Genomic DNA, 12,320 nt, shown 5'->3' on the forward strand with positions numbered 1-12,320 from the left:
GAGGGCGGCTTGGGATTAAGACAAATTTTCTGGGGTGCTTTGCGGCGTTCTGAAACGAGAGAAAAATCGCCACAGTTTCGCGATCGCAAATCCCAGAAATGTGATCACCACAAGAATGGCAACAACTGGCAAAGTGATCGCTAAAATCGAGAGCGCGATCGCCACGACTAATTCCACTGTCGCCACAATTGGGTTCGCTAAGCCGCCGGAGGTTGCAGTTGAGGTAGCTCGTAACAGATTGGTCAAGCTTTTGGTGATGCCTGCTGCTCCTCCCCCTGCGACTAGAGCTAGCGTCCATTGCGCCACGGGGTTAAGGTCAGGAGCCAGCGAAGCTGTGACAATTGTGCCCGCTAAAATTGCTGCTGGCGTTGCCACCACATCGAGCAGATGGTCGAACCAGGGGATGTAGTAGCCACCTACCTCTAGCACTGAGGCGATCGCAAACACAGCTAATGCCTGCGGGCTTTCAATCCAGTCAAAGTCAGTGGGTAAGTTGGCATGGCCCAGCACAGCCGCCGCACTGAGTGTTAGGAGTGGTACAAAGACTCGGAAGCCAGAAGCCGCACTCAAACTCACGCCTAATAATAACTCGATCAAAGTGTTGAAATTCAAGAGCTGATCCACAAGCTCCTCCCCTGTTGCTGTACCTAGTCCTAAATTTAGGATAACGTTTGCCCTCCTATCCCTAGCCTGAGTCTAAGGGTGGTTATCAGAACCATCTAGCTTTTAGGAAAGTGCATGTGAGCCTGTGTATCTATAGAGTCGGTAGGATCAGGGCCTCATTTTAGAGGTTCTCCTCGCTACTTGGGGATTACTACAGCTAAGGAGATGCTCACCTAACTTCTATGCTAGAACCCGAACAAGTTCTCCACATTCGCCAAGGAACGCCAACTGAAGCGCACTACCGACTGAAACAAAAACTGGGGCAAACGGCTGGACGGCAAACTTGGCTGGCAGAAGATTTAGCAGCGCAGCCTCCAGAACTAGTAGTGATCAAGCTCTTGGCATTTGGCGATCAAGTGCAGTGGGACGACCTAAAGTTGTTTGAGCGCGAAGCTCAAGTGTTGCGACAACTCAAGCACTCGCAAATCCCCAAGTACCGCGATTATTTTTCCATTGACGATCGCCTGCTTTGGTTTGGACTGGTGCAAGACCATATTGCTGGCGCTTCCTTGAAGCAACTAATCGCTGGAGGTCAACATTTCAGCGAGCGGCAAGTGCGGCAGATGGCAGCGAATCTGCTGCATTTATTGATTTATCTTCACGAACTCAGCCCTTCGGTATTACACCGTGACATCAAGCCCAGCAATTTGATTTTGGGCAAAGATAATTACATCTACCTAATTGATTTTGGTGCGGTTCAGGATAAGGCTGCGGCTGAAGGTAGCACGTTTACAGTTGTGGGAACTTACGGGTATGCCCCAATGGAGCAGTTTGGGGGCCGAGCTGTTGCCGCTTCTGACCTGTACGCGCTGGGAGCAACCCTAATTCACCTCCTCACAGGGGTATCCCCAGCAGAGTTACCTCAGAAAGATCTGCAAATTCAGTTTGCCGATCGCGTCAGCTTAGACCCTGACTTTGTCTGGTGGGTGGCTAAACTGGTACAGCCTGACGTAGCGAAACGGTTTCAAACGGCTCGACAAGCGCTAGAAGCTTTGCGATCGCTAGAAGCCAGTAAAGCCGTACCGCCCTCGACTTCCTCCCGACAGCCTAACCCATCTCGTGAGCGATCACCAGCACTTCAAAGAGAGCGATCGCTGGTGCCTCATTTTGATACTCGAATTCAGTTGCATCAAACTGCTGATGAATTGCTGATTCAAGTCCCAGGTGCAAACCCCTGGAATTTGCTCTACTTAATTCCGGTTGGCATTGGGCTAGCGATCTTCGGTCAGATATGGGCACCTGTGATGGCTAGTATGAGCTGGCAGTTTGGCAATACTCTCTTTTTCTTCTTACCAATCGTGCTGCTAATTGCTGCTTCGACCTATTGGGATTTTCTACCAACTTATGTGCAATTTACTCCAAAGAAATTTGCAATTTACAAATCTCCCTTTGGCTTCTCCTTGACGATGATTCAAGGCTCAAATGCAGAGATTCACAATATTTTTCATACCCTGAGAGCCTTCCGGGCGGGCAAGCAAACTTATGAAAAAAGGGTGGTCACGATCCAGACCTACAGTAGCGAAAGTTTCTTTGCTAAAGGATTTAGTTGGGACGAATGCAACTGGCTGGTGAAGGTGATTAAAGAATGGTTACGGATGACTTAATCCAGCTGACTCTTCACAATTTGTTAATTATTTTGTTTAGCATTTTGCTGTTATCCTACCTCTTCCTCAGGGCAGAATAGAAGTGTAAAGCTCGACACATTTTACTCTCGATAAAAACATCACGCGATCGCCCATCCCGCTTACTGTCGAGAGCCCCCCTCAACTCCCACATTCTGCCCCAAGGAAGGACAGCAAAATGGTTCAAAGTCTCAATACCACTGGTGTTAGCAAATTCACAGCAGCGGATTTAGATCGATTTGCCGAAATGCTTAATCGAGATGGAATTTGTGTCATTCCCGAACTCTTCGATCGCGAGTTGGTCCAAGAGTGGGCAACAGCATTTGATGCACTCTTTCGGGAGCGTCAACAGCGGCCCGGTGGGTTAGCCCCTCGTGAGAAAAACCGTTATTATTTGACCTTGCCTTGGGTACAACCCTTTGCTAACACTGAGGTGTTTGCCAATCCTACGATTTTGGGTGTGCTCGATCGCGTCTTCTTCCAGGAATACCGCTTGGTGCAACTAGGGGCAGATACGCCCTTCCAAGACTCGGAATACCAAGAACTGCACCGGGATTTCCGTCCTCTCTTTAGTGATCAGATTGTCACGCCACTCTATGCTCTAGCAGTTAACTTTCCCCTAGTCGAAGTGACGGAAGACAACGGCCCCTTCCAAATGGCACGAGGCACCCATGTCATGCCCCGTGAAGAAGCATTGGTGAAAATTAGAGCGGGTGAGATTCCCGTTGAGTCTTTCCCCATGCAACTGGGTGATGTGATCATCCGATCGCCTTTGGCAATCCACCGAGGTTCGCCCAATATCACCGCTCAGCCCCGACCAATGGTAGTGATGGGTTATGTGATGCACTGGTTGCATACCCCTGTAATGGATTTGACGGTTCAGAAAGATTATTACGAGAGCCTACCGCAGCACCTCCAAGAAATGTTGCGCTGCAATGTGGTAGACCAGTTACCAGAGAATAAGACCGAAACTTACATCAATTTTAAGTACTAAAACTTAATCTCAGAAGCTTACTCCAGATAGAGGATGATTGAACGGCGATCGCTAACGATCAAAGTTCCATCCTCTATTTTTTTGTTGCTGCATTTCCCGTGACGAGGATGGATTGCAGATAAGGAGTGAGAATGACTCAATCTGAAGCGAGATCTGGATTAGGCTCACAAGCAAACGTAGAAACCACAACCTACACTAATCCCGTTTATCCAGATTATTTTGCCGATCCGTATGTTTGGCAGCACCAAGGTGTTTACTACGCGATCGGCACTGGGCCAGCAGAAGCCGCCGGAGAAGTAGAGGAAGCTGGGCAGAGACGAGTTTTTCCGCTGTTGCGTTCTAATGACCTGATTAAGTGGGAATTTGTCCAGAATGCTTTGCTGCGGCCTGACCCCAGTTTGGGAAATAACTTCTGGGCACCGGAGGTCGCTTACTGCGACGGCACCTTCTATCTCTATTACTCGGTGGGGCATGAAGATAAAAACCACCAGTTACGAGTTGCTACCAGCCAAGATCCGCTAGGGCCATATCAAGATGTGGGCGAGCCGCTGTTAGATCCACAGTCTTGCCCGTTCGCGATCGACCCCCATGCCTTCTATGATGACGACGGGCAGTGGTACTTATTCTATGCCCAAGATTTTTTAGACACTAGCGAGAATACTAGAGCTGGCACTGCCCTAATGATCGATCGCTTGGAAAGCATGACCAAACTAGCAGGTGAAGGCCAAGTGGTGTTGCGGGCCAGATCCGGTTGGCAAAGATTTCTGGCCGATCGCCCGATGTATGGCGGCATCTACGATTGGCACACCCTAGAAGGTCCTTGTGTCCGTAAGTATGGCGATCGCTACTATTGCTTCTACAGTGGTGGACGCTGGGAAACGGATAGCTACGGGGTGGATTATGGCGTGGCGGATCACGTGATGGGGCCATACTCAGATGCAGGCAATGAAGCAGGCCCAAGAGTTTTGCGATCGCATCCCGGTTACGTCCTTGGCCCTGGCCATAATTCGATTACGGTTGGCCCCGATGGCGAAACTGATTACATCGTTTACCACGCTTGGGATACAGGCATGCAAGCCCGCCGTATGTGCATTGACCCCATCAACTGGACCACAGATGGGCCACGCTGTCCTGGCCCGACTTGGACACCGCAAAGTATTGCTATTAGCTCCAAGTAGCTCAGTTAGATCGAAGGCTGGGGGTTGCGTTCCGCATACAGGTAGTCGCAGTAAAGTGCCCAAGCAGCACCGGATAGAGCGGCTAGAGATCCAGCGATCGCGGCAGTCGCTCCCCAGCCTAGTGGACCAAGCCAATTGGTAAATTCCTTCAAAATTGCAGTACTGCCTTTCGCCACAATGTACGCAACGCCAGTCGCAGCCACGGTCACCAGTCCCACCTGGGTCAGCATTTCCATCAAATTGCTGTGGGACAAATCCTCTTCAAAATAAATCTTCCAAATTCTGGTGTACATCAGCACGTCGGAAGTGCTGAGTAGCACTTGTTTTGGCAGTTCACCGCCGAAAGTCGGCACCGCCACTGCTGCACCGCTGCCCACGGCGTAACCCGCGATCGCCAGGGCTACATCCAATCGCTTTTTCTCTAGGTTGCTCACGCTGTTCTCTCCTTAGGGTTGTCTTAGAAGACCACTAGTAATTTTGGCAGTTCTGCGAGCTATCCTAGCTTGAGACCCTAATTCCTTCCCACCCAGACTCGCCTTGAACCCGATAGCTGCCCCTCTTGCCGATCGCCTGCGCCCCCGCACTTTAGATGAATTTGTCGGGCAGGAGCATATTGTTGGCCCCGGACGACTGCTGCGACGTGCCATTCAAGCCGATCAGCTTGCCTCTGTGATTTTTTCTGGGCCACCAGGTACAGGCAAAACGACGCTGGCACGGGTGATCGCCAACAGCACTCAGGGGCACTTCATTTCGATTAATGCGGTGTTGGCAGGAGTGAAAGAAATTCGCGCAGCGGTCGAAACGGCTCAAGAACGGCGCGATCGCCACAATCAGCGAACCATTTTGTTTGTAGATGAAGTGCATCGCTTCAATAAGTCGCAACAAGATGCGCTGCTGCCTTGGGTAGAGAATGGCACCGTGATTCTGATTGGAGCCACGACCGAAAATCCTTACTTTGAAGTCAACAAAGCTCTCGTCAGCCGTTCTCGAATTTTTCAGCTCAAGTCGCTCACCGCGGCTGATTTAGTTGGAGTTGTGTACCAAGCGCTGACGGATGCCGAACGAGGCTATGGCGATCGCGCGATTCAGCTTGATCCAGAAGCCCTAGACCATCTCGTCAATGTGGCGAACGGAGATGCGCGCAGTCTCCTGAATGCGTTGGAACTTGCGGTTGAAACCACAACTCCCGATCGCACAGGGACGATTCACATTGATCTCGCAGTTGCCGAAGAGTCGATTCAGCAGCGAGCGGTTCTGTATGACAAGGAGGGAGACGCCCACTTTGATATCATCAGCGCCTTCATCAAAAGTCTGCGGGGTAGCGATCCAGATGCAGCCTTGTACTGGCTGGCTCGCATGGTCTACGCCGGGGAAGATCCGCGATTTATCTTTCGCCGTATGTTGATTTTGGCAAGTGAAGATGTGGGACTCGCAGACCCAGAAGCCGTCGCCAGAGTCAATTCCTGTGCCGCCACATTCGATCGCGTGGGGATGCCAGAAGGTCGCTACCCGTTAGCTCAGGCCGCTTTGTATTTGGCAACAGCCCCAAAATCTAACAGTGTGATGGGCTTTTTTGATGCCTTAGCCGCCGTAGAGCGAGAACGCGAAGCCGATGTGCCCTCCCATCTCAAGGATGCCAATCGAGATAAACACAGCTTTGGACATGGAGCTAACTACCTTTATCCTCATGCCTACCGCGATCATTGGGTGGCACAGCAATATTTACCAACGGCGCTGCAAGGCCAAGTATTCTACCAACCTTCGGAGCAAGGGTTTGAAGCGGGCATTCGTACCCAAGTCGAGCGTCGTCGGGAAGCCCAACTGGCTGCGATCGCCGAAGGCTTAGATGTAACGGCTCCAGAAATTCTCACCTACAGCCCCACCAATAAAGCTCAAGAACGTTGGCTACAACGCACGCTATCTCAAACCGGAGAACGCTTGGCACAGGTCCGCGATCGCCTGTTTGAAATGGCTCAACCCCAGCGGCACCACACAATCCTAGAACTCAATGGTGGCAACGGTTTACTCACTTGGGAAGCACTACGCCGAGTCCCAGAAGGTGGTGTCTACGTACAGGTGCCAACCTCAACAGACGTAGAACGCTTACAAGCTCAAGTAGAAGCTTTGCCAGAGTTGCTACGACCGACAATTCTGCAAGGCTCTGTGCAACAACTACCCGCTTTATTAACGGCTCAGGCACCCGACATCCGGTTCGATCATATTGTGGGCCGCAACGTCTTAATGGCAGCAATAGATAGACCTGGCCTAATTCGCGTCTGGGTATCTCTCTTACAATCCGGAGGCCAAATCACATTGGCGGAAACAATGCCACGCCATAGCCAACGATTGTATCGATTGCTAGACCCAGCTCACGTTGAGCCTGATCTGTATCAACGATTAGTGACTGCTGAAGAAGCCGTCTACGCAGACACAAGCGATCCTAAGATGAGTTGGGACCACACAGACCTAAAGCTTGACTTTGAGCAAGCAGGATGTAGGGCTCAAACCGAGACAGTTCAGACAATTGCGGAAATGTATATCTCTGCCGCTTTAATCGAGCGATGGTTTGCGATTGCAGCTCATCCGCCTACTTATGCCAATCACCTCAGTCATTATTTGTCAGAATCTGAGATAAATTGGGTCGGCAAGCTGTTTCAGCGCTACTTACAAGAGAAAACTGTATCTTGGGTAAGCACAATTGCGTTTGTACAGGCAGAAAAATCGCTTACTTGAAAGGTCTTTGGCGATCTAAACCGTTGTACATCATGGTCATCATGGGATCGGTCTCAGACCGAGAGTTGGACTGATAGCGCTCTGCTTTAATGAATTTTTGGCTCAACATGAGACCCAGGAGCAAAGCCACCAACTGCAATTGCCAGGGTGCCAGAATAAGACCAAAAAGGACGCCTGTAATGGCTGCAACCGCTGATAAAATAGCGATCTCATCGCAGGATCGTTCGTAGATGAAAAATGCAGTAATTGCAATTCCCAAAGGAGCTAAGAACAACCAAGACATAGTCAATACGTTGTAAACACTGCTAGTTAAGGTGACTTAACTATTGAATCAAGTTAGCATAATATTTGTTAATCTCTCTCCGTACAACGAAATAAGTTTCAAGGTAGAAGCGGTCTAGAAACTCAAAACTCGCTCTCCGTCTGCAGGAAGGGCTTGTCGGCTTTACTGAACACTAAGAGCAACAATAACCCTTGTACTACTAAAAAGTTTGTTACAAGGAAAAACGTCGCTTCCTCAATAGGTAGCCCAAATAAATGCAGTCCAGTGGTATACACCTCTGATATGCTCCAAATGCCTTGGCCAATGGCAATGCGATCGGCTATCCAGAGGTACAGAGTGGGGACTAAAGTGGCGGTGAGCCAAAGACGTTTGCGAACCCAAAGCTGTGCTCCGCCCACCAACCATTGCAAGGCTAGGATCGGGCTAGCCCACACCAAAATCAGCCCCAGATAAACGCCAAAATCGCGTTGTAGTAACCAACCACCCGCGAGACCTAAACCTGCCCAGATAATCGCTCCTCCTATATTGGCTGCGGGAGAGGATTTGAGTTCGCTGGGTTCCTCGGTATGAGCTAACAACCGATATAGCCATAACCCGGTCAGAATTGGCTGTAGCACAAAAAATAAATACTCTTCGATGGGCACATAGCCCACAGTACCTATTACGCGATCGCGGCCATAGTGCCACACATCGCGCCAAATTAGATAATTGTCCCAAGGTGTCGTGTAGATAAACGCTACAGCAGCAATCAAGAGCAGAGAGAGCCCAGCTTTACGACCTCCCACGCCTGCTAGAGGTTGCGGTTGCTGCAAGGCGAGCAACAAAATGGGCGGCAAGATAAAAATCAGGTGAAACAGTGAGTAAGTCATTTTTATGAAGTTATTTTTAAGGATTAGTCAAGCTCATAATAATTTTCAGCCAGGGGTATCAACAATAAATTCCAGCGGTAGAGCGATCCTTCTATTAACGAATGCATTCCCGAGTTTATTGCTGAGTTCCGGTCCTACATTAAGCGTGAAATGTTCTAGCAGCATCCTTCCAGAGGCTTGAATCGAATCAAATATCACTAGTTAAAATAAATCGCCAGTCGCTTTGCATCCCATGACTCACAACACTAGCGGTTGCACTAGGATATACTTCGAGCCTTGACAGTTCTGTGGCTAGAGCATCTTCTGTAGGAGCACAAAACATATGAGTGTATCCAGGTTGGGGAACTGCGATCGCTCCTACTTTGCCTACTCCCCACTGCACATGGAGTAGAGGCAATATTTGGCCTGTGCTCTGCAATCGCAGGTCTTTTACTCCCTGGAGGGAGAGATAAGTAATAGGGCCACGATGCTTTGCTAATAATGGTTTCAGCTTCTGCATAGTCATGGCATCACAGCTATAGATACCAAGTGTCGTTGCCCGACAAAAAGCAATTTGATCAAATCGCTCTAGAACGCGAACCCAGCGACTGGCACTGCCATCTTCGGTATTCATGGAGATGGTGTATCCTGCAACACAAGTTGGCAACCCATCCGCGATCGCATGGCTAAGAATTCGCATCGAAAGCTGCTGTCTTTGGTAAAGGGGATTAACTTTCAAGTCACACAGATACCAAGCTGGCTGCAAAGCTTCTGCCCGCCGAGCTTTTACCTGTCGTAAAACTCCTGCTCCCACAGCCGCTACGCGATCGCCATCAAGCGCCACATAGTAATTGACAGATCCTAAGCGGTCAAAAAAAGCGAAGTAATCCGATCCGTGGTCTAACTGAAAAAAGTCATCTCCCAAAGGGTAGCTAGCCATCTGCTCAAGGGCAGCAATACCAGATTGCCACTGTAATCGTTCCTCTAAGCTCAGGCGATGAAACTTCATAGCCGCACTCCTGCAACCACTTCCCGATAAAAGTATGAGCGATCGCTAGCCAGTAATTCAGCGCTGAGCTGCCGCTCGACTGCAACATGCTCGGCCATCATTGCCGCCAAATCATGATCACCGTTCAGACGCCTGCCCAGCAATATCCCTCCTGGTCGCAAACTTGCTGCCGCTGTAGCCAGCATTTGGTGTAAATCAGAAATGGGCATCCAATCAGAAATATTGGAGAATTGAATCAAATCGTAAGCATCCTGCTGAACCAGCCTTGATAAAACTTCTGTAAACGGCCCTAGATGCAGTGCTAACCGTGAAGTACCTAACTGATGAATTGATTCTTGCACCGCAGCTTGGAGATAAGAAGGCACGCCATCCGAGCCAAGCGCATAGCGATCGCGCCATACCTGCGTCAAGAAGTAGTTCTGATTAGGGGCAAATCGTTGCAAAGCTTGAGCAAACACATCCGCAAAGTGCTCGCTAAAACTCCGATCCATAGAATAGCTCACTGCTGCGGGGCCAAAAGTCTGCATTAGTTTGTCTCGCTCGAATACAGCTGCAAACACTGCTGACCAGTGAGGATGAGCCATTGCTGCTTGGGGATTACGAAGTGGGTTTATTCCCAGTTCAGCAAAGAGAGTCGCTAGCTCCCTAAAGAGTTGCTCAAACTTGCCAATTCGATTCACTCCAAAAGCGATCTGGTCCGGACGAGCATCCCAAAAGAGACGAGTTGATTCAGGGAGGTGAGTCTGTAAACGTTGGTATAGTTGGAGGCGATCGCTTGCTTCTGCCCCTAGTTCAGATCTCCCTGCGGCATCAAAAACTCGAAGAGAATCAGATACTGCCCCTAACAACCGCCACTGCTCTGGTAGAGAGAGATGTAATAAAGCTGTCAGTTTGAGCGTGACTAAATGCAGTTGAGCAGGGTTGAGATCAACCGCATCAATCTGCGCGATCGCGGGATGGGCTAACAAACTCAGCGCTGTACAGCCTCCAGAAGCAACTAATAAAATTCGTAATGGATGCCCCTGTTGTTTTGCCAATCGCTCCACCAGCTGCCATTCAGTCAAAGGATCTTCTCGAACCTGGGAGAAAGCAATTTCAGAGGGAGGGCAGCAAATCGACATATAGTCTCCAAAAGTAATGTGCCCCTAATAGCAAGGCTTGAGCTAGAGCCAGACGAGATCGAGAGTCTTGCCAACCACGGCTCGCTAGTTGCAATAAGTCACGAGCATGTTCAGCATCTAGCTTTTCATGTACGGCATAGTGCGATTGGCTACCTGGCGCAACCCATGCTCGCTGGGTCAGGGTTTGAGCGATCGCAGCACTAATGCCCACATATAGAGATTCGATCATCCCTAGCATCGCTGCTCCTACCTCCGCAGGTTGGGTAAGACAGTAGTTCAGGATAGCCTGATTGAAAGCTAAAACAGGGGTGGGACAGGGCTTTTGCAATTCAGTGCTAGTAGCTCCCAATGCCTGTAAATACTGCCGAAATGTGTATTTGTGAGACCGCCAGCGATCGCCATGCCCATGTTCTTCAGCCACATTTTCTGCGATCGCCAATCGCATTTCTAAACTGGGAATTCTAGCCAAGACGGCTGCCAGAGCCTGAGAGAAGGACTCTACAGCAAATCGGAACGGCAATTGGCTGTCGCAGAAAGCCTCCCGACTAGTCGCGGAGGCCACCATCCAGCAGAAATAGGGATGATGTGGAAAATCATATGCGGCTGCAACCTGGGCGACAGCAGCATCTAACGTGGTGAACTGGATCAGATCTTCGCAAACCAATGTGGGTGCAGATGGCATCAAGGAAGACAGCGTTGACAGTTTGGTCGGCAGCTCTAGCATGACTGCTTTTCTCCTTGCAGCGTTGCCAGCGCGACGCTACCCACAGAAGTCCGGCGAATACTAGCAACCACAAACTCGCGAACAAAAGCGAAATATGAAGGGAGATAAGGTGCACCGCGAGATTCTAATTCTGCTTGCAGCTCTTTGTGGAGTTGAGGAAGATGATACCAAGGGACAGCAGGATACAGATGATGTTCTAAGTGATAATTTTCATTGCACATAAAGAACCGAGTAACAGGGTTAGTTAGAAGCGTTCTCGTGCCTCGAATTAAGTCAGTTTCATGCTCTAGTAGAGTATGCTGGCTCATGCCTCGAATATTGACCATCCCATTGATCAACAACATAGGTATGAGCCAGCCATGTATTAAGAACGATCGCGGGATAGGAGAAAGTACCGCACCTGAAATCAGCAATCCGAGCAACAGAACTTCTAACCCAATCCACAGGCGATCGCGGCGATTTCCCTGCCAAAACCCCAACAAAGGAATTGCGACGATATAAACGGGATAACCCACTAATAAACGTCCCCAGTGCATCAAGAAGACTAACCAACTCCAATGAGTATAGTTTTTATAGTGGTCAGGATCACCCTGATCACCCAGATGCTTGTGATGTTTGAGGTGCAATACCTTGTAGGCTGCATAGTTCTGCAAAACTGGCATCGCACAAACCATACTTAGCCCCCGATTCCAATGGGGATGAGGAGACAGTACACTATGCACCCCTTCATGGGTAAACAAACTGATGCCATGCAGAGCAGCAGCGGCCAGAATGTAGAGTGGCACACAGGCCCAGAGGCACCAAAAGCTACCCCAGTGAGTCGCCAAAACCCAAGCTGCAGCCGCAGCAAAGCTATAGAGGCCCATAAAGACTCCTAAACGGCTATGGTGTGCTGCTTCTAGAAGATGCAGCGATCGCAGCAGATCGAGAGCAATTTTAGGACGGTCGCGATCGCTCAACGGACTCTCTACCGTCAGTTCTGTAAAAGTTAATTTAGGTACTAATGACTCGACGGTCATAGAGAAGTCACATAAAGTAGTGGATTAATTTCTACTATGGCTGTCTTGAGAAGTTTTCTCTCACTTGCATGTGTAGGTTCATAGACTGAACAGCGGACAGAGGCGATCGCAGGCTCAACCTAGAAC

General features: G+C 49.7%; 12 protein-coding genes. 4 read left to right on the forward strand and 8 right to left on the reverse strand.

Going from position 1 to position 12,320, the window contains the following annotated elements; all coding sequences use genetic code 11:
- Positions 1 to 15: 15 nt before the first annotated feature.
- A complete protein-coding gene (locus H6F90_RS02330; RefSeq protein ID WP_190549893.1) occupies positions 16 to 624 on the reverse strand; it encodes a DUF4126 family protein in 609 nt (202 codons plus the stop codon).
- 221 nt (positions 625 to 845) lie between these two features.
- On the opposite strand from H6F90_RS02330, the gene H6F90_RS02335 reads away from it, so the two are divergent.
- From H6F90_RS02335 to H6F90_RS02345, 3 genes are all read left to right on the forward strand, one after another.
- Complete coding sequence (locus H6F90_RS02335; RefSeq protein ID WP_190549896.1) at positions 846 to 2,267, forward strand: serine/threonine-protein kinase; 1,422 nt, start codon at positions 846 to 848, stop codon at positions 2,265 to 2,267.
- 196 nt (positions 2,268 to 2,463) lie between these two features.
- Positions 2,464 to 3,279 (forward strand): phytanoyl-CoA dioxygenase family protein, encoded by an 816-nt coding sequence (locus H6F90_RS02340; RefSeq protein ID WP_190549898.1) that lies wholly within the window; start codon positions 2,464 to 2,466, stop codon positions 3,277 to 3,279.
- Positions 3,280 to 3,410: 131 nt separating this feature from the next.
- Positions 3,411 to 4,457 (forward strand): glycoside hydrolase family 43 protein, encoded by a 1,047-nt coding sequence (locus H6F90_RS02345; protein WP_190549900.1) that lies wholly within the window; start codon positions 3,411 to 3,413, stop codon positions 4,455 to 4,457.
- Positions 4,458 to 4,462: 5 nt separating this feature from the next.
- Here the strand turns inward: H6F90_RS02345 and H6F90_RS02350 are convergent, their stop codons facing one another.
- Positions 4,463 to 4,891 (reverse strand): hypothetical protein, encoded by a 429-nt coding sequence (locus H6F90_RS02350; protein ID WP_190549902.1) that lies wholly within the window; start codon positions 4,889 to 4,891, stop codon positions 4,463 to 4,465.
- Between the two features lie 103 nt (positions 4,892 to 4,994).
- Between H6F90_RS02350 and H6F90_RS02355 the strand changes: the two genes are divergently transcribed.
- On the forward strand, positions 4,995 to 7,190 hold the full coding sequence (locus H6F90_RS02355; protein ID WP_190549903.1) for an AAA family ATPase: 2,196 nt from the start codon (positions 4,995 to 4,997) through the stop codon (positions 7,188 to 7,190).
- On the opposite strand, the gene H6F90_RS02360 is transcribed toward H6F90_RS02355, so the two are convergent.
- The 6 genes from H6F90_RS02360 to H6F90_RS02385 all read right to left on the reverse strand — a co-directional run bounded on the left by H6F90_RS02360 (position 7,183) and on the right by H6F90_RS02385 (position 12,194).
- A complete protein-coding gene (locus H6F90_RS02360) occupies positions 7,183 to 7,473 on the reverse strand; it encodes a hypothetical protein (protein WP_190549904.1) in 291 nt (96 codons plus the stop codon). The two genes, H6F90_RS02355 and H6F90_RS02360, sit on opposite strands and share 8 nt — an antisense overlap.
- Before the next feature lie 122 nt (positions 7,474 to 7,595).
- Positions 7,596 to 8,342, reverse strand: coding sequence for a lycopene cyclase domain-containing protein (locus H6F90_RS02365; RefSeq protein ID WP_190549905.1), 747 nt, complete (start codon positions 8,340 to 8,342; stop codon positions 7,596 to 7,598).
- A gap of 187 nt (positions 8,343 to 8,529) precedes the next feature.
- Positions 8,530 to 9,330 (reverse strand): hypothetical protein, encoded by an 801-nt coding sequence (locus H6F90_RS02370; RefSeq protein ID WP_190549906.1) that lies wholly within the window; start codon positions 9,328 to 9,330, stop codon positions 8,530 to 8,532.
- Positions 9,327 to 10,451, reverse strand: a complete 1,125-nt coding sequence (locus H6F90_RS02375; RefSeq protein WP_190549907.1) for a DUF3419 family protein — start codon at positions 10,449 to 10,451, stop codon at positions 9,327 to 9,329. The genes H6F90_RS02370 and H6F90_RS02375 overlap by 4 nt, the downstream gene beginning before the upstream one ends.
- Positions 10,426 to 11,175 (reverse strand): iron-containing redox enzyme family protein, encoded by a 750-nt coding sequence (locus tag H6F90_RS02380; RefSeq protein ID WP_199295667.1) that lies wholly within the window; start codon positions 11,173 to 11,175, stop codon positions 10,426 to 10,428. The genes H6F90_RS02375 and H6F90_RS02380 overlap by 26 nt, the downstream gene beginning before the upstream one ends.
- A complete protein-coding gene (locus tag H6F90_RS02385; RefSeq protein WP_190549908.1) occupies positions 11,169 to 12,194 on the reverse strand; it encodes a fatty acid desaturase in 1,026 nt (341 codons plus the stop codon). Before H6F90_RS02385 ends, H6F90_RS02380 begins: the two co-directional genes overlap by 7 nt.
- Between the last annotated feature and the right edge of the window lie 126 nt (positions 12,195 to 12,320).

Origin of the sequence: Trichocoleus sp. FACHB-591 (genome assembly GCF_014695845.1) — a bacterium.
Lineage (GTDB): Bacteria > Cyanobacteriota > Cyanobacteriia > FACHB-46 > FACHB-46 > Trichocoleus.